Consider the following 18361-nt stretch of genomic DNA (forward strand, 5'->3'; position numbering starts at 1 on the left):
GATGAGGTCTCCTGGCCTGGTCAGGGCGTTGCGGGCCGGGCGTTGGTGCCGGCGAACGCAAGGAACGGCTGGGTGGGGATGATCTGCGTGGCCCGGACGTCGACGAACCCCGCCTTCTCCATCTGGGCGACCAGCTCGTCTTCCTGGGGCAGCGGGCCGCCGAAGTCGGCGTACTCGAACCAGAGGTTGAGCACGTCGATGCCGAGGTTTCCGCCACCCTGGCACGACGAGGTGACCAGCAATCGGCCGCCGGGCGCGAGGAAGGACCGAGCGCGCTCCAGCACCTCGACCCGCTCGCTCTCGGGGAAGTAGTAGATGTTGTTGTGGAGAGTGACGAGGTCGAACTGAGGCTGGAGATCAAGAGTCCGGAGATCTCCCTGGCGGATCTCGACCCGGTCAGTGAGCCCCCATTGGGCCATGTTGTCGGCGGCCTGCGCGGCGACCTCCTCCTGCAGGTCGACCGCGAGGGCGGTCAGGCGGGGGTTGAGCTCCGCGGCGTAGCGGACGTAGGCGCCCGTGCCGCAGCCGATCTCCAGCAGACGGACCGGCGTGGCGCGCTCCAGGGTCTGGTCGATGGCCTCTTGGACAAACCCCTGCAGGGCCAGGGAAGAGCGGGCGATGACCGTTCCGTCCTGGTCGTCGAGGGAGAAGCGGTGGCCATGCCTGAGCATGCGGGGCGCGTCGAGCAGCACGGGTACGTGGAAGCGCATGATCTCTTCCAGGGCGGCGGCGACGGCGTCGTTCCCGACCTGGGCCAGGAGCTTGGCCGTGTTGCTTTTGAGCCGGTAGCACCCCTCGCGCATGTCGAACTCGCCGAGGCGGACGCCTATGTCGAGCCAGGCGCGCAGTCGTTGGCGGTCGTCGGGGACCTCCAGGTGTTCGGCCAGGCTGTCCAGGTCGCACGGGCGCACGGCCAGGCATTGCAGCACGCCCGACCCCGCGGCGGAAGCCAGGAACGACGCCCGGTACAGCGGGGTGACGACCAGGGTCGAGAGCGTCAGCAGGAGCGGGGTCCGCGGATCCGTGACGATCTTGGCCACAGCCAGCGCGTCCGTGATCGGTTCCTCCACCCGCTCCTTGACGGTCCTGGCCAGGCTCAGTAGATCCATGATGGTTCCCTCTTCGAAGTGAGGAGTGGGTCTGGCGCGTCCGGGCCGGGTCCGCCCGGCTCGTCGATGAGGCGGGCGAGTTCGCCGCGGATCTCGCGCAGGAGTGTCAGCCGCGAGGTGCCGTTGAGGAAGAAGTGGTCGCCCTCCAGATGGCGTCGCAGAAGGGAGCCGCTGGTGTACGCGCGCCACGCCTCCACCTCGGGCGCGGACGCGATCGGGTCGTGGGTGGCGGAGAACGCGGTCATCGGGCAGTCCAGAGGGTGCCGCGGAGTCCAGCGGTAGGTCTCGCAGGCGGTGAGGTCGGCACGGAGCACCGGCAGGCGCCGCTCCAGGTAGGAGCTGCCGATGGAGTCGTCGGCACCCAGGCCGCCGAGGCCGCGGATCAACTGCTGTAGCTCCGCGTCGGAGAGCGTGTGGTCGTCGCGGTCGCCGTACAGATGCGGCGCCCTGCTCCCTGACACGAACAGGTGCAGGGGCTCGGGTCGGCCGCGATCGCGCAGCTCGCAGGCGACTTCGTAGGCGAGCAGTGCGCCCATGCTGTGGCCGAACAGGGCGTAGTCGCGGACGAGTTCGCACGCGACGAGCGCATCCGCGATGTCCGAGGCCAACGGGGCCATCGCGGTGTACGGCGTCTCCCGCAGGCGAAGTCCCCGCCCCGGCAGGAGCACGGGGACCACCTGGACACGGTCACCGAGGTGCTGCGCCCAGCCTCGGTAGACGGACGGAGTGCCACCGGCGTACGGAAAGCAGACCAGCCGCAACGGTGCGGTGTCTGTCCCGGCTTCGGTCCCCGCCACGACGCCGGGGAACCAGCCGCCGGTCGGTGGCCGCGGAGCCGGTGGAATTCCTGACGGCCTCTCGCTGGTGTGCACGTGGGTCCTCTCCGTCCTGATTGCCGATCTCCGACACTGGCTGGTCAGCGGGCGACGTGCTTGCGGCCTTCCGGTGAGTCCAGCCAGGCCAGGGTGAGTTCGACGCCCTCCTCGAAACCCACCTCGCTCTTGAACCCGAAATCGTCGCGGGCACGGTCGACGGCGTAGGACTGATCGCGGTCGAAGAGATGGACGGCGTGCCGGGTGAGCACCGGACGGGACTTGACTCCCAGCGCGCCGTAGAGCTTCTCCGAGACCGAGGCCACACCGCGTGCCACCGGTGTGGGCAGACTGAACGCGGGCGACTTGACGCCGAGGCCTCGGGCCAGCGCCTCGATGTACTCCCGCCACGTCGTCAGGTCGTGGTCGCGCAGGTTGTACGCCTTGCCCACCGCGGCTTCGGAGGTGCAGGCGGCGATCATCCCGTCGACCAGATTGCCCACGTAGATAAGCCCGGCCGGTACCTCGCCCCTACGGATGTAGACCATCTGCCTGTTCACCAGGAGGGTCGCGATCTCGATGACGAAGTCCTTGCTGCGCGGGCCGTAGACCGACACCGGCCGCACGACGGTGAGCGGCAGGCCGGCCCGCTCGGCCGCCTCACGCACGGCGCGTTCGCCAAGCACCTTGCTGCGGTTGTACGGCAGTCCGATGTCGTTGAGGTCCGCGCTCTCGTCGCACGGCGTGACCGGGTAGCCGTAGACGTCGGTGGTGCTGACGTGGAGGAAGCGCTCGACCGTGCCCGCGTGGTGTGCGGCCTCGACGAGGTTGCGGCCGCCGTCGACATTGATCCGCGCGAAGTCCTCCCAGGGGCCCCAGTCGGCCGACATGCCCGTGCAGTTGTAGACGTGGCGCACACCGGTGGTGGCACGCCGCAGGCTCTCCGGGTCGTCGAGATCACCGGTCACGATCTCGACGTCGACGCCGTCGAAGGCGGAACGGTCGCTGCCTTGGCGGACCAGTACCCGCACACGGTGGCCGCGCTCGGCCAGCCGACGGGTCAGGTGTCCCCCGATGAAGCCGCTCGCGCCCGCGACCAGGACGTCGGCGTCGGCGTCGGCGACACTGAGGCGCTTCGGTTCGGGTGTGGAGGCGGGCGCCTGCGTGGATCCGGATGTGATCCCGGTGCGCGCGGCCTCGTGCTCGGACGTGGACGCGGTCGGGGGAGTTCCCCTCGTGTTCTTCTCTGCCATGGCCCGCCCCAGGAGGTCGAGGGAGTGTTCCAGGTCTTCTTCGCTGTGGTCCGCGTTGATGAAGAATCGAAGGCGGCACTCGTCGCGGGCGACGGCGGGGTAGCCGATCGGCATCACGTTCACACCCTGATCGAGCAGGGCGTTGGAGAGCGCCATGGTCTTCTCCCAGTCGCCGATGACGACCGGGATCACCGCGGAGGCACGTGAGACGCCGATGTCGAGTCCGCGGGCCCGTGCCGAGTCACGGAAGTGCTCGGACAGCTGCCGCACACGGGCCACACGGTCCGGCTCCTCTCTGATGATCCGGATCGCCTCCAGCGCCGCGGCCGTGTTCGCCGGCGAGATTCCGGTGCTGAAGATGTGCAGCGGGGTGGTGTACTTGAGGTACTCGATGATCGGCCCGCGCGACGCGATGTAGCCGCCGAGGCTGCCGATCGCCTTGCTCAGCGTGCCCATCCACAGGTCGACGTCTCGGCGGTCGACTCCGAAGTACTCGCCTATACCCCGGCCCGTGCGTCCGAGGACGCCGATCGAGTGCGCTTCGTCGATCATCAGCATCGCGCCGTGACGCTCCTTGACGTCGATGAACCTCCGCAGGTCGGGGATGTCACCGTCCTGGCTGTACGCGCCTTCGACGAGGACCAGGGCCCGTCGGTGCTGCGAACGCAGCGTGCCCAGCAACGAGTCGAGAGCCCGCCAGTCGTTGTGCGGGAAGGGCCTGCGACGCGCGCCCGAGAGGATGCAGCCGCGTACCGCGCTGTCGTGGATCCATTCGTCGTGCAGGATCAGGTCCTCGGGTCCGAAGAGGTGACCGATCGTCGCCACGTTCGTGGCATGGCCTCCGGCGTAGACGATGGCCGCGTCGGTACCGAGGAACGAGGCGATCTCGGCGTCCAGTTCGTGGTGCAGCGGCGTCTCGCCGAACAGCAGGGGTGTCGCCGAGCTGGAGGTGCCGTACCGGTCGATGGCGTCCTGTGCGGCCCGGCGGACGCGGGGGTGGTTCGACAGGGCAAGGTAGTTGAAGGACGAGAAGTTGATGACCAAGCGGCCTTCCACGGAGGCTCGGCCCGAGTTGTGTCCCTCGTGCACCCGACCGTACGGGTTCACACCACTCGACCTGGTCTGGCGGAGCCTGCCCTGCAGCTCCGCGTACTCGGCCCACTCCTCGAACACCCGCTCCTGCTTGACCACATGGCCGGGGCCGGCCGGAGCAGGCATGGACCCGACCGGCTCCTCGCACTCGCGGGAGCCGTCAGCCGGGTGGTCACCGTCCGGGAGGACCGCGGTGCCTTCAGTGCCGAGAAGGTCCGCGAGCTGCCCGACGGTCGGGTCCTCGGGCAGGGTCTCCCGGTGATCCTCCAGACGCCCCGGGAACCGCCGGGTGAGGGAACGCTCCAGTTCGGTCCGCATCAGCGAGTCGAACCCGAGGTCCGCCCCGAGACGTGCGTCCAGTGGAATCCCCTCGACCGGGAAGGAACACACCCGCGCGACAAGGCCGACCACCACATGGCGCGCGGTCCCCTCGTCCGCCGGGACAGCGGCGGCCGGGACCGCGGGCTGAACGGAGGCGGGCTCGGTACGCCCGTTGCTCGCGGTGTCGGCCGACGCCGCGGAAGGCGGCTCGGGGCGCCGCACCGGCGCCGGATCCAGGCTGTCGTGGCGCTCGTCCTTCTGCGGGGGAGGACGGAACCAGTACGGTTGCCGCTCAAGGACTGCGTGCGGTATCGGGATCGGATGCCTGCGGTACCCCTCGTCGAGAGCGGTCCAGTCCACCTCGCCGCCCGCGCAGTGCAAGCGGCCGAGCGACTGCAGCAGTGTCTCCCAGTCGCCACCGCCGGTGTTTCCGCCCCGGCCACGTCGCAGAGACGGCAGCCACAGCACAGGGTTCTCGTCGTCCGCGGCCGTCATGGTGCGCGCCATGTTGAGCAGGGTCGGGTGCGGGCCGATCTCCACGAACGCATCGCAGCCCAGTCCGCGAAGCGTCTCGAAGCCGTCGGCGAAACGCACCGTGCCGAGCAGGTGCTCGACCCAGTCGTCGGCCCCGATCCTCGTGGCGACCAGCTCACCGGTGGCGTCGAAGACCCAGGGGATCTCCGGCTCCGCGAAGGCGACGGCACGGGCCGCCTCGCGCAGCGGCTCCGCCGCACCGGCCATCAACGTGGAGTGGAATGCGTGCGACACGGCCAGCGGCCTGACCACGACGGACCGGTCCTGGAGCAGGACACGCACCTCGTCGATCTCCTTGCGTGCCCCGGACAACACCAGATGGCCGGGAGCGTTGACCGCGGCCACGGAGACCGAGCCGAATCCGACGGCTGCCGCACGGATCGCTTCCGCGTCCCCGGCGCAGGCGATCATCGCGCCGTCGCCCGGCTGTTCATCCATCTGCCTGGCCCGCACCACGGCCAGGGTCAGTGCGTCCTCCAGGGACATCACTCCGGCCACGCATGCGGCACCGTACGCGCCGATGCTGTGCCCCAGCAGGGCGGTGGGGCGCACGCCGAGCGACATCCACAGTTCGGCGAGCGCGACCTCCAGCGCGACCAGGGCCGGCTGGCAGTAGCGGGTGCTCCGCAACCGGTCCGCGCCGTCTTCGGCGAAGAGCAACTCCGTCAGCGGAACACCGAGTCGCGGCCGCAGTACGCGGTCGGCGCGGTCGAGGGTGCGGGCGAAGCCGGTGTGCGTGTCGTACAGCCCCTTGCCCATGCCCGTGTACTGCGTGCCCTGGCCGCTGAAGAGGAACGCGACCTTCGGCGCCGCGGCGGGCCTCGCACGGCCGCGTACGACGGCGGTCGACGCCTCGCCGCGGGCCAGAGCGTCGAGCGCCGTGTCGAACGCCTCGGTGGAGCCGCCGGCGACGACCGCCCGGAACGCGAGCTGGGCGCGTCCCGTGCTCGCCGTGCGGCAGAGGTCGCCGAGGTCCGCGTCCGGATGGGCGGCCAGGTGGGTGCGCCAGCGTTGCGCGAGGGCGGTGAGTGCCGTCGGCGTGTGCGCCGACAGGCACAGCGCGTGCACCGGCCGCTTCGGGGGCACCGCTTCGTCCCGCGTCGGCTCGGGGGGCGACTCAAGCACGACATGTGCGTTCGACCCGCCGAATCCGAACGAGCTCACCCCCGCCCGTACCGCGACACCGTCCGGAAGGCCGGTGAGCCGCGTCGGTACGCCGAGTCCCGCGCCGTCCCATGCCAGGTGCCGGTTCGGCGTGCGGAGGTGGAGCGTCGGCGGTACCTGGCGGTTGCGTACGACAAGCGCCGCTTTGATGAGTCCGGCGATGCCGGCGGCCGCCTCCAGGTGACCGATGTTGGTCTTGACCGACCCCACGAGACACGGGCTGCCCTCTGTGCGGCTGCTGCCGTAGACAGCCGCGAGGCCCTCCCATTCGACGGGGTCGCCGAGCGAGGTGCCGGTGCCATGAGCCTCGACGTAGCCGATCTCGTCACCGCTCAACCCCGCCTGGGACAGAGCCCGCTCGATCACCGCCCGCTGGGCCGAGCCCTTGGGTGCCGTAAGGCCGTTGCTCCGACCGCCATGTCCTGTCGCCGAACCCCGGATCACGGCGTGAATCCGGTCGCCGTCGGCGATCGCGGCGGAGAGAGGTTTGAGGAGGACCAGACCTGCGCCTTCGCCGCGCGCATATCCGCTCGCGGAATCGTCGAAGGTACGACAACGGCCGTCCGGCGACAGCATGTTGCCCTCGGAGAACGCCACGGAGAGGCCGGGGGTGATCAGCAGGTTCACCCCGCCGGCGAGCGCCGCCACGCACTCCCCTCGGCGCAGGCTCTCGCAGGCCAGATGGACCGCCAACAGCGACGAGGAGCAGGCTGTGTCGAGGGCGAGGCTCGGGCCCTGGAGGTCGAGCGTGTACGACAGTCTGTTCGCCGCGATGGAGTGGGCGTTTCCGGTGGCAGCGTGGATGTCGATCGTGTCCAGCCGGCTCATCTGCAGCTCGGAATAGTCATGGCTGCTGATGCCGACGAAGACCCCGGTGTCACTGCCCGCGAGTCGGGAAGGGGCGATGCCCGCGTCCTCCACGGTCTGCCAGGCGATTTCCAGGAGCAGTCGCTGCTGGGGGTCCATCCGGATCGCTTCTCTGGCCGAAAGGCCGAAGAAACGGGGGTCGAACTCGTCGGCATGGTCGATGAAGCCGCCGTAACCCGGCGCGCTCACCCGGTCGGCATCCCAGCGGCCGCCGGGGACTTCGGTGATCGCGTCGCGGCCGTCCACGAGGAGTCGCCAGTAGCTGTCCACGTCCGGGGCGCCAGGGAAACGGCAGCCGAGGCCGATGACCGCGATCGGCTCGTCCACACGACCGTCGTACGAAGCCGTGGTGATCGCGCCCGCCGCGAACCGTTTGTCAGGGCTGCCGAAATGGGTCGCCACAGCGCGGATCGTCGGGTGGTCGAACGCCGCACTCGTCGTCACCTCTCGGCCCATCTCGGAACCGAGCTCGGCCAGGATCGCGACGGCTTGCTTCGAATCGAGGCCCAAGGACGCCAGGGGCTTGGTGACGTCGATCGATGCCGGGGGCAGTCCGAGCCGGCCCGCGACCCTCCCGACCAGCCACGCCTCGATCGCCTCCGGTTCCCGCGACGTCTCGGGCCGAGTGGTCTCGGGGGGCGAGGAACCGGGCTCTTCGGCATCGGGCCCCCGTTCCTCACCGAGGAGCAGAGCGATCAATGTGTCGACCCGCGGCCGTACCAGCAGCTCTCCCACCGCGATCGTGGTGCCGAGTCGCTGTTCGAGGTCCCGTACGGCGGTGAGGAGCGCCGGATAGTCCAGGTCGAGTTCGGCGAACGTCCAGCCACTCACGTCGGGAGGGTCGGCGGCGGCCGAGACACCGGTCAGCACCTCGTTGACGGCGTCGAGCACCCGCTGCCCGCGGCGACCGGCGGGCAGGTCGGCGGGAGAGTCGGGCGGCAGGGGCGTCTCGGTGTCCCGGGTGACGCTCGCCGCCACCACGGTGAGTCCGAGGCCGAGGAAGTCCCTCCTGCAGGCCTGGCGTTGGATCTTGCCGCTGGTGGTCTTGTGGGCCGTCGACCTCTTGAGGAGGACGACGGCGTGCGGTGTGACCTCGTGCTCCTCCGCGATCGCCATGCGCAGTTTGGCCAGGAGCGCCGGCGCGCTGTCGACCCGCCTGCCCTCGACCTCGTAGGCGACGACCATCTCCTCGACGCCGTCCACCTCGACCGCGAAGGCGGCGCCGCTGCCCGTGCGGAGTGAGTCGTCGGCCTTCTCCACGGTGAGCTCGATGTCGTGCGGGTAGTGGTTGCGGCCCTGCACGATGACGACGTCCTTGGTGCGGCCGACGACATGCAGTTGGCCGTCGCGCAGGAAGCCCAGGTCGCCCGTACGCAGGTAGGGCGTGTCGTCCTCGCCCTCGATGCGGGCGCGGAAGGTCTCGTGGGTGGCTTCGGGCCGACGCCAGTAACCGAGCGCCACGCTTGCGCCCGTGACCCAGATCTCCCCGATCCGGTCCCCGGAGGAGATCCGCCGCCGCGTGGAGGCGTCGACGATCGCGACGTCCACGCCGTCGACAGCGGGGCCGCAGCCGACGACACGGGTCACCCGCCCGTCCTCCGGTTCGCGTGCGGGCTCGGCGACGCCTGCTCCGAGAGCACTGGACGCGAACGCGCCGACGGTCGGCGGCTCGTCGGCCCTCAGGCCGGTCACCATCAGCGTGGCCTCCGCGAGGCCGTAGCACGGCAGCAGGGCACGCCGCTCGAAGCCCCAGGGGGCGAAGCGCTCGGCGAACCGGTCGAGCGTGTCGGCGCGTACCGGCTCGGCACCGTTCAGCGCCAGCCGCCAATGGCTCAGATCCAGGCCCTCCAGCTGCTCGTCCGTGACCCTTCGCACGCAGTGCTCGAAGCCGAAGTTGGGCGCGACGCTGGTGGACGCCCGGGTCCGGGACAGCGTCTGAAGCCAGAGCAGCGGCCGTCGTACGAAGGACAGCGGCGACATCAGATGGGCGGGGAACCCTCCGTACAGCGGCGTCAGGATGCCGCCGACCAGGCCCATGTCGTGGTACGGAGGAAGCCACGACACCATGGCCGAGTTCGCGTCGTGCTCCAGGCGGTGATGGATCGAGCGAAGGTTATGAATCAGGTTGCCGTTGCTGACCATGACACCTTTGGGGGCCGAGGTCGAGCCGGATGTGTACTGCAGGAAGGCCGGCGAATCGCCCGCGGCACCGGGGTCGCGCCAGTCGTCGGCCGCGGCGGTGCCGAGGTCATCGGTCACCAGCCAGCGCAACCCGCCGAGCCCGAGCGCGGCGAGCTCGTCCTTCCTGGTGGCGGCGAAACGGGAGAAGCTCCCGGTCGTCAGCGCGTGCGTCGCCTGCGAGTCCCGGGCGATCGCCGCGAGGCGTGGCATGGTCTGGCCGAAGCGCCTGGTGTCCGGCGGGTACGCGGGTACGGCGATGGCTCCGGCATAGAGGCAGCCGAGGAAGCCGGCGACGTAGTCGAGTCCCGATGGATGGAGCAGCAGGACCGGCTTGCCCGCCAGGCCCTCGCGCTGGAGGCGCGCGGCCACGCCGCGAACGCGCAGGTCGAGTTCGCGGTAGTTCCACGAAGCGGCGTCAGCGCCGGGATCATGTGTGCCGGTGCCGGTGCCGGTGCCGGTGTCGGTGTCGGCTGCCGTAAGGAAACGGTAGGCGAGCGCGTCCGGGTGATGTTCGAGGTGGTGCCGCAGAAGGCCTGCGACGCTCTGCGGCTCGTTCCCCTGCCAGTGCGTCTCGGTCGAACCTTGGTTCATGAACGTCTCCGTCACTTGCTGCCGGGCGGGGCCTGCGGGCGCTGGGCAGGCTCGGCCGTCCCGCCGCCCAGACGGTGGTAGTCGGTCTTGCCGTTGGCGTTGCGCGGCAGTTCTTCGAGGCATGTGGCCGTCTGCGGCAGCATGTACCGGGGCAGGTGCTGTGCGCAGTGCCGCTTGATCTCGATGAGGTTCGGCCTGCGTGCGCCGACGTCGAGCGTGTAGTAGAGGGCGATCCTCGATTCGGCTCCCTGTCCGTCGACGACGACGGCGGCGCAGGCGATCGCCGGGTGCCTCGACACCGCGGCCTCGATCTCGGCCAGTTCCACGCGGTAGCCGGAGAGTTTGACCATCCGGTCCTTGCGCCCCCGGTAGACGAGACTGCCCTGCTCGTAGCTCACCAGGTCGCCGGTGGCATGGCGGCCTTCCCGGTGCCCGGCGGCTGCCGGTTCCGACTCCCGCCCCCAGTAGCCCGGGGTGACGCAGTCGCCTTCCACGATCAACTCACCGAACGCTTCCGGCCCTTCGAGGGCGCGCCCCTCGCCGTCGACGACCGACACCCGGGCGCCGGGGACGGGCGTGCCTATCGGCACCGGCTCGTCACGCACCAGGTCCTCCGGGCGGACACGGTGATAGGTACAGACGTTCGTCTCGGTCGGGCCGTAGAGGTTGTGCAGCTCCGTCCCGTCGGGCAGCAGCGCGGCCAGCGCGCGGAGTTGCGGAATCGGGAAGACCTCACCGGCGAAGAGGACATGGCGCAGGCTGCGTACGGTCTCAGCGGTGAGCGCCCCGGACGCCGTGAGGAGATTCAACACCGAGGGCACGGAGTACCACACGGTGACACCGTGCTCGCGGATGCCGTGGGCGAGTGCCGCCACGTCGCGTGCCTGCTCGTCGGCGACGATCCACACGCCGGCGCCGACGGACAGCGCGGTGAAGAGGTCGAAGGTGGACAGGTCGAAGTTGAACGAGGCGTGGTTGGCGAATACGTCGTCCGGCCCCACGGACAGCTCGGCGCGGGCCCAGCGGATGAAGTTCGCCAGGTTCCGGTACGAGATCCGGACGCCCTTGGGTGTGCCGGTCGACCCGGAAGTGTAGAGGATCGCGGCGAGGTCGTCGCGCTCCAGTGCGGGCAGGATCACGACGTGCCCCGCCGCACCGGCGGCGAAGTCGGCCCACGACCGCACGGGTATCGGCCTGCCGTCGGGGCCGGCGGCAGCACCCCTCGTCTCCTGGCCGCCAGGCTCGTCGGACACCACGATCGTCCGGATCGACGCGGGAAGGCAGCCGGCCAGCGCGTCCAGGTGACGGCGGTCGGTGAAGAGCACAACTGGCTCGGAGTCCGTGAGGATGGTCGCGACCCTGCCGGGTGGCTGGCCTCCGTCGAGGGGAACGTAGGCGCATCCTGCCTGCAGGGCTGCGAGGATCGTTTCGGCGTAGCGCGGCTGCTTGTCCATCCAGATCGCCACGCGGTCGCCCACCGCGACTCCGAGGCCGAGCAGACCGGAAGCCACGGCGGCCACGTCCGCTGCCAGTTCTCCGTAGGTCAGCGTCCGCGCACCCACGAAAGCGGGGCGTGCTGCCTGCTCTTCGGAGAGAGGCCGCGGCAGCCGGATCAACGCCGTGTCGGACTCGTCCATCGTCTGGGTCATGCTGCTCCAGTCACCGTTGCCTCACCGTTTCCTCACCGTGCCGACGGCAGCACGCCGACCTCACGGCCGGCCTCGACGAAGATCCCCGCCGCGGTCTCCAGGTCCTCCCGCGTGTGCTCGCAGGTGACGCTGACACGTAGCCGCGCGTCACCGAGCGGCACGCCGGGGAAGACCACCGTCTGGCAGAAGAGCCCTCGCGCACGCACGGCACGGCCCATCTCCATCGTCTTGCGTTCGTTGCCGATGACGATGGGCAGGATGGCGCTCTGGGTGTTCTCCAGGTCGAACCCGGCGTCGGCCAGCTGGCTGTGGAGGAACCGGATGTTGGACCAGAGCTTCGTGATCCGCTCGGGCTCCGACTCGATGATGTCGATCGACGCGATCAGGCCGGCGGCGACACCGGCGGGGATGTTGGCGGCGAACACGTACGAGTTCGAGTAGAAGCGGAGGTACTCGATCACTTCTTCGTCGCCGACGACGAAGCCGCCCATGCCCGCGAGGGCCTTGCTCATGGTGCCGAGTTCGAGGTCGACCTCGCCCTTCAGGCCGAAGTGCTCGGCCGTTCCGGAACCGCGCTCGCCGAGGACACCGGTGGAATGGGCGTCGTCGACCATGACCCTGGCGTCGTATTCCTTGGCCAGCCGGACGATCTCGGGCAGGTCGCAGATGTCGCCGTGCATGCTGAAGACACCGTCGACGACGATGAGCCTGCCTGCCGACCGGTCGTCGGAACGCTTGAGGATCCGCTCCAGGTCGGCCATGTCGTTGTGCTGGTAGATCTTGCGGATACCACCGGAGAGCCGAGCGCCGTCGACCATGCTCATGTGGTTGAGCTTGTCGACCACGAGGGTGTCGTAACTCTTGACCAGTGCGGAGATCGCGCCCAGGTTCGCGGCGTAGCCGCCCGGGTAGACGATGCAGGCCGAGCGCTGCTTGAAGGCGGCGAGACGTCGTTCCAGCTCCTTGTGGAGGGCATTGGTGCCGCCGATGAAGCGGGAGCCCGTATGCGTCGCTCCGTACTCGCGGGTGGCGTCACAGACGGCCTCGATCACCTTGGGGTGGTTGGCGAGGCCCAGGTAGTTGTTGGACGCGAACATGAGGAACTCGCGCTTGTGGCCCGTGTGTTCGTCAAGGATGACCGCACGGTTGCCGCAGCGGGAGTGCAGCGGCATCCCGTACCAGTAGAGCCGCTCGGCCTCACGCCGCCGCAGGTACTTTCCGAAGCTGCGGGTCTTGGCGAACAGGTCGCTGTCGCGTTCCTCCATGAAGTCCTTCATGGAGCGGCCGTCCCAGACCGCCGGGTTCTCGCCGGGGAGCTCTGTGTCCGGTTCCGCCGTGGCGATCGGTGCGTGTTCCGTGGGGTGCGTGACCTCGTGGAAGGGGCGCAGTTCCGTCAGGAGCTCGCGCAGCGATGTCGCGGTGACCGTGCCCACCAGACTGCCGGGGAGGCCGAGTTCTCCGACTGAGTCGGCGACGATCGACGCCAGGACGACGGAGTCGATGCCGAGTTCGCTCTCGAAATCGGAGTCGAGACCCAGCTGATGACGCTGGTACTGAGTGTGCCGCATGGTCACGGTGACGACGGTCTCCTGGAGAGCATCGCCGCCGTCGGGCCCGGCGGCAGTGCTGACAGCCGCGGACGAGTCCGTCCCGTCGGTTGCCCCGCCGAGCGCGTCCGCGACGGCGTCGACGAGTTGCCGGATGGTGGTCAGGCCCTGGGACGACAGTGGTGAGCCGAGCGCGAAGTGCTCCCTCACCGACGTGAGGATCGACTCGAAGATGACCGAGTCGATGCCGAGTTCGGCTTCGAAGTGGCTCTCAGGCAGGAGATAGGACTCGTCGTAAAGCGTCAGTGAGGCGACGATGTCCACGACCTGTCGGTGGATGCTGCCGGTGTCCGGCCTGCCCCCCGTGACATTCGTCATCGGACGCTCTCTCCTTTGCGCTGCAGCCGTTCGACAAGTGCCGCGATCGTGTCGACCGTCCGGAAGTTCGCCGGATTGATCTCCTGGATCGGAACAGTGATCCGGAAGTCACCCTGCAGGTAGTGCACGAGGTCGAAGATCCCGGCCGAGTCGATGATGTTGAGATCGGCGAGGGGAACCTGCGCGTCGAGCCCGTCGGCGTCCCCGTCAAGCCAGACGCCGGCGATGTAGGTGATGATTGACTGCTGTGTGCTCATGGTCGTCCTCGGCTCGGACTCCGGCGGGCCCTGGCGCTCGGCCGCTGCCTGCCGGTGACGGGCGGGTGAGACGGGCGTGGTGCGGTCATGACGAGGCCGCGGGGGTAGTGAGGCCTTCCAGGAGTTCGGCGACCGCGGTGATCGTGTCGCCGGGGGAAGCAGCGTCGTCGTCGACAGCCACACCGAACTCGGACTGGATCACCAGCAGCAGTTCCACGAGGAACAACGAGTCCATGTCGAGGTCCTCGAACGTGGTGTCCGGGCCGATCTCTGCACGGTCCACCTCGAAACGATCGACGAGAAGATCGACCAACCTGCCGTACATCACGCTCATGCTGTGCTCCTGCTCTCTCGTCTTCAGACGCGGTCCAGCTGCGGCCAGGTCAGTACCGCCGACCCCCACGTGAGCCCGCCGCCGAACGCGGTGAGGAGGATGCGTTGTGCGGGCCGCAACGTGCCGTCGGCGTGCGCATGGTCGAGCGCGAGTGGGATGGACGCGGCAGCCGTGTTGCCCACCGCGGCGATGTTGTTGACGCAGCGCGCCCTGGGAATTCCGACTTGGTCGGCGACATGGCCGGTGATCCGGCGGTTGGCTTGGTGGCTGACGAGGTGATCGACGTCCTGCGCCCGCCAACCCGCGCGGGCGAGCACCGTTTGCGCCGACCCGGTCATCCGTTGTACCGCATGCCGGAAGACCTCTTTGCCCGACATGGCGAAATACTGCTCCCCGGCCTTCGGCTCCACCCCGGACAGCCGCTGCCGCGAGCCACCAGCGGGTACCGTGATCAGTTCTTCGCCCTCGCCGTCGCTCCCCAGGTCGAACGGGCCAAGCGCGCCGGGCTCCTCGGGATCTCCTGAACGCAGGACCACGGCGCCCGCCCCATCTCCGAAGATCACGGAAGTGGACCGGTCCTCCGGGTTGAGCAAGGTGGAGAACGTCTCGGCACCGATGACCAGCACTCGATCCGCTACCTCCGCGGAGATAAGACCAGCCGCAGTCGCAAGTCCGTACACGAAGCCCGTACAGACGGCGGACACGTCGTAGGCGGCGGTCCCCGTCATGCCGAGGCGGGAGGCCACCGTCGGCGCTGTCGCCGGGCAGGGCCGGTCCGGCGTGGTCGTGGCGACGAGCACGGCGTCCACTGCGGAAACGCCCGAGCACTTCAGGGCCTTCGCGCCCGCCCCGACGGCCAAGTCGGAGGTCGCCGTTCCCTGCGCTGCGAAGTATCGCTGTCCGATGCCGGTCCGCGACCGGATCCATTCGTCGGAAGTGTCCAGTCTCACGGCCAGCTCATCGTTCGAGACAGCCTTGGGTGGCAGGCAACTACCGACGCCGGCCAACACCGCAGTGCGGTTCATCGGACACCACCATGGTCTCGACGACGTGCAGCCACTCGAGTGCTCCTCGTCTCCCGAAGGGCTGAGAGTGCTTTCTGTGGCCGAAGTGTTGTCCGACGGGCTGACCGATGACTGACCGACCGCTGACCGATGGCTGACGGGTACGGCCCGACGCCACACACTCCGAACGGACCTGACCCCGTGGCCGCGGGGTCAGCGGGTCGTCAGCCATCGGTCAGCGGTCGGTCAGTCCCGGAGCCCACACTCCGTACAACGAACGACCAGGACACAAAGGAGCATTCGGCCATCCGCTCCCGTGTGTGGATCAGAACAGGGCCACCGGAAAGGTAAGGCGCATCTTGTGAGCGTGATGTACGGCAGGTTGGTCGATCTTCTCGTCGATCGTTTCGAGGTGGACCGTGCAGAGATCGGCCCGGACACCACGTTCGAGGACCTCGACATGGACTCGTTGTTCCTCGTGGAACTGCTGCTGGTGATCCAGTCCGAGTTCGGTGTGGCTGTCGACGACGACGCTGCTTCCCCCGGCGACACGATCACCGCGGTCGCCGAACTCCTGGAAGGCCTCACTACCCCCGCGGCCTCGTCATGACCGCGCCCCTGTCCGCCTCACCCGCCATCGCCGTCACCGGCGTCGGCCTGGTCACCGCGGCCGGTATCGGCGCCGCCGCCACCTGGGAGGGTGTTTGCCGGGGCGAGTCCACCGCGGCCAAGAACCCGCTGCTTGCCGGACTTCCCGTGGACATCTCCTGCACCGTGCCGGGCTTCTCCGCCCGTGAGCACGTCGGCAAGCGCAGCTCCCTGGTACACGACCGCTTCGTTCAGCTCTGCATCACCGCGGCACGCGAGGCGGTTGCCGACTCCGAACTAGACCCGGGGACCTGGGACGGTGCCCGGGTCGGCGTGGTCGTCGGCTGCGGTCTCGGCGGCGTGGCGACGTGGGAGACCCAGCACAAGCAGATGCTCGAAAAGGGCACCGAAGCCGTATCCGCCCTTCTGATCCCGATGCTCATACCCAACATGGCGGCCGGTCACCTGGCGATGGACCTGCGTGCCACGGGCCCCAACCTCGTCACGGCGACGGCCTGTGCGTCCGGCGCCACCGCGATCGGCACCGCGCTGCAGCTCCTGCGCGACGGAAGCTGCGACGTGGTGATCGCCGGGGGAGGCGAAGCGGGGGTGGCTCCGCTGATGGTGACGGGCTTCGCCCAAATGGGCGCGCTGTCCCGGCGACTCGATGAACCGTCCGCCGCGTCCCGGCCGTTCGATGTGGACAGGGACGGGTTCGTCATCGGCGAGGGCAGCGGGATGCTCGTCCTGGAACGGGCGGCGGACGCACGTGCCCGAGGGGCGACGGTCCGGGCCAACATCGCCGGATACGGGGCGTCCGCCGACGCCTACCACATGACTGCCCCCGACCCGGCGGGCACCGGCGTGCTGCAGGCTCTGCGTACCGCGTTGAAGGGGGCAGCGGTCATGCCGGACGAGGTCGACCACGTCAACGCGCACGGGACGTCCACACCGCTCAACGACGCAGCGGAAGGACGGGTGCTGCGCAAGCTTCTCGGGGAGGGTGCCGCTGTCACGTCCACCAAGGGCGTGCTCGGCCACACGCTGGGGGCAGCCGGCGCGATCGAAGCCGCCCTGACCGTACTGACCGTGGAACGCGCGACGGTACCCCCGACCGCCAACCTCGAACACCAGGACCCCGAGATCGACTTGGACATCGTCGCGGGATCCCCACGCAGGCAGAAGGTGGAGGTCGCGGTGAGTAACTCGTTCGGTTTCGGCGGCCAGAACGCAGTCCTGGTCATCACGACCGCATGAGTCGCCGCGAGCACAGCGGGTGACTCCTGTCCGGAAAAAGCTCGGCCAATCGGCCATGACATCGGAAGACTCAGTCAGGTGACCAGACGAAACCTGCTCCTCCAACGCATCGTCGGCGTCCTCTACATCATCGCCGGCATCGGCAAGTTCTTTCCCCAGATCGAGTCGGTCGAGCAGCGCCTTGACGATGCCGCCGACGCGAACGACGGCGTCGCCGTCCTCGGTTCGTTCACCGAGTGGCTCGCCCAATACCCCATGGGTGTCGCCGTCTTTGTCGCGGTAACCATGATCGTGAGCGGCGCGGTGCTCATCCGGAACCGGAGACTGGTCGTCGCTGCCCTCTACGGCCACCTGCTGATGATGGTCTGCTTCGTCATCATCCTGGTCAGCAGCGTGCCGCAGATCCTCGTGCTCGACGCCGCGTTCTTCGTCGCCGCCGTCTATCTCCTGGTACTGCACCGCCGCGCACCGTCCCCGTCCCCCGAGGCCACCTCCCGAGCCGGGAAAGACAACCACAGCTAAGGGCCATGCCATGTCCTTCACCGTTCCGCACACCGAACTCGCAGGACTCGAAGCGCAGGTTCAAGCCGCTCTGCGGACCACTGACGACAGCTCCCTCGATGTGCTCGGCTACGGCGAAGTCACCCTGGTCCTGAGGCTGCAGACCGACCAGGGCACCTTCGCGTGCAAGCGACTGCCGGTCTTTCCGGACCGTGGACGCTTCGAGCGCTATCAAGAGGGGCTCGACGAGTACCTGCGGCGCCTGTCCGACAGCGGGCTCAACGTCGCCGATACCGTGGTGTGGCACACACACCATCCTTCGGGCGGGATCACCGCCTATTGCCTGCAGCGTGAACTCCCGTCGCAGCGCCTGTGTTCCAGGCTTCTGCACACCGAGGACGAGACCTGGGCCAAGGACTTCTTCTCCCGGTTCCTCGATCGGGTCGACGGCGCTGTGAACCCCGCTCTCGGCCTCGACGCACAGGCCAGCAACTGGGTGGAATCCGACGGCGAACTGATCTACATCGACGTCACCACCCCCTTGATGCGCGACGCCCGAGGCCGTGAACGGCTCGATGTCCGCCTCTTCTTCTCCTCGCTGCCCTGGTTCCTCCGCGACGCCGTCCGCGTCTCGATGACCAAGTCGATCTTCGACAAGTTCTATGAGACCCGCGGCGTACTCCTGGACTTCCTCGGCAACCTCCACAAGGAACGGCTCGACGCTCTGATTCCGATGTTCCTGGAACAGGCCGACGCGCGCCTGGCCAGACCGATCACAGCGGAAGAGGTCACCGCGTACTACCGCGACGACGCAAGGATGTGGGAGCTGATCCAGCGGTTGCGCCGGGCCGACCGTTTCTGGCACCGCAGGATCAGGCGCCGTACGTACCCGTTCCTCCTGCCACCGCCCGTGGACCGCTGA

The 18361-nt window shown here is 68.9% G+C and carries 12 protein-coding genes; 4 read left to right on the forward strand and 8 right to left on the reverse strand.

Annotation, left to right across the window (positions count from 1 at the left end; all coding sequences use genetic code 11):
- Positions 1 to 20 precede the first annotated feature (20 nt).
- From WBG99_RS10540 to WBG99_RS10575, 8 genes are all read right to left on the reverse strand, one after another.
- Complete coding sequence (locus WBG99_RS10540) at positions 21 to 1109, reverse strand: methyltransferase (RefSeq protein WP_338896081.1); 1089 nt, start codon at positions 1107 to 1109, stop codon at positions 21 to 23.
- Positions 1097 to 1906: an alpha/beta fold hydrolase gene (locus WBG99_RS10545; RefSeq protein WP_338896082.1), complete on the reverse strand. Its 810-nt coding sequence runs from the start codon at positions 1904 to 1906 to the stop codon at positions 1097 to 1099. The genes WBG99_RS10540 and WBG99_RS10545 overlap by 13 nt, the downstream gene beginning before the upstream one ends.
- Before the next feature lie 119 nt (positions 1907 to 2025).
- Positions 2026 to 9924, reverse strand: coding sequence for an aminotransferase class I/II-fold pyridoxal phosphate-dependent enzyme (locus WBG99_RS10550; RefSeq protein ID WP_338896083.1), 7899 nt, complete (start codon positions 9922 to 9924; stop codon positions 2026 to 2028).
- 11 nt (positions 9925 to 9935) lie between these two features.
- Positions 9936 to 11573 carry a D-alanine--poly(phosphoribitol) ligase gene (locus WBG99_RS10555; RefSeq protein ID WP_338896084.1) on the reverse strand — a complete coding sequence of 546 codons (1638 nt, stop codon included), beginning with the start codon at positions 11571 to 11573 and terminating at the stop codon, positions 9936 to 9938.
- A 32-nt stretch (positions 11574 to 11605) separates the two neighbouring features.
- Positions 11606 to 13498 carry an aminotransferase class I/II-fold pyridoxal phosphate-dependent enzyme gene (locus tag WBG99_RS10560; RefSeq protein ID WP_338896085.1) on the reverse strand — a complete coding sequence of 631 codons (1893 nt, stop codon included), beginning with the start codon at positions 13496 to 13498 and terminating at the stop codon, positions 11606 to 11608.
- Positions 13495 to 13755 carry an acyl carrier protein gene (locus tag WBG99_RS10565; protein WP_338896086.1) on the reverse strand — a complete coding sequence of 87 codons (261 nt, stop codon included), beginning with the start codon at positions 13753 to 13755 and terminating at the stop codon, positions 13495 to 13497. Before WBG99_RS10565 ends, WBG99_RS10560 begins: the two co-directional genes overlap by 4 nt.
- 85 nt (positions 13756 to 13840) lie before the next feature.
- Complete coding sequence (locus tag WBG99_RS10570; RefSeq protein ID WP_338896087.1) at positions 13841 to 14089, reverse strand: phosphopantetheine-binding protein; 249 nt, start codon at positions 14087 to 14089, stop codon at positions 13841 to 13843.
- A gap of 23 nt (positions 14090 to 14112) precedes the next feature.
- Positions 14113 to 15114 carry a beta-ketoacyl-ACP synthase III gene (locus WBG99_RS10575; protein ID WP_338896088.1) on the reverse strand — a complete coding sequence of 334 codons (1002 nt, stop codon included), beginning with the start codon at positions 15112 to 15114 and terminating at the stop codon, positions 14113 to 14115.
- A gap of 340 nt (positions 15115 to 15454) precedes the next feature.
- On the opposite strand from WBG99_RS10575, the gene WBG99_RS10580 reads away from it, so the two are divergent.
- From WBG99_RS10580 to WBG99_RS10595, 4 genes are all read left to right on the forward strand, one after another.
- Positions 15455 to 15703 (forward strand): phosphopantetheine-binding protein, encoded by a 249-nt coding sequence (locus WBG99_RS10580; protein ID WP_338896087.1) that lies wholly within the window; start codon positions 15455 to 15457, stop codon positions 15701 to 15703.
- Positions 15700 to 16938, forward strand: a complete 1239-nt coding sequence (locus tag WBG99_RS10585) for a beta-ketoacyl-[acyl-carrier-protein] synthase family protein (protein WP_338896089.1) — start codon at positions 15700 to 15702, stop codon at positions 16936 to 16938. The genes WBG99_RS10580 and WBG99_RS10585 overlap by 4 nt, the downstream gene beginning before the upstream one ends.
- Before the next feature lie 78 nt (positions 16939 to 17016).
- Entirely contained in the window at positions 17017 to 17460 is a 444-nt protein-coding gene (locus tag WBG99_RS10590; protein ID WP_338896090.1) for a DUF6041 domain-containing protein, read from the forward strand.
- Between the two features lie 10 nt (positions 17461 to 17470).
- Positions 17471 to 18361: a DUF6206 family protein gene (locus WBG99_RS10595; protein WP_338896091.1), complete on the forward strand. Its 891-nt coding sequence runs from the start codon at positions 17471 to 17473 to the stop codon at positions 18359 to 18361.

The organism is Streptomyces sp. TG1A-60, assembly GCF_037201975.1.
Lineage (GTDB): Bacteria > Actinomycetota > Actinomycetes > Streptomycetales > Streptomycetaceae > Streptomyces.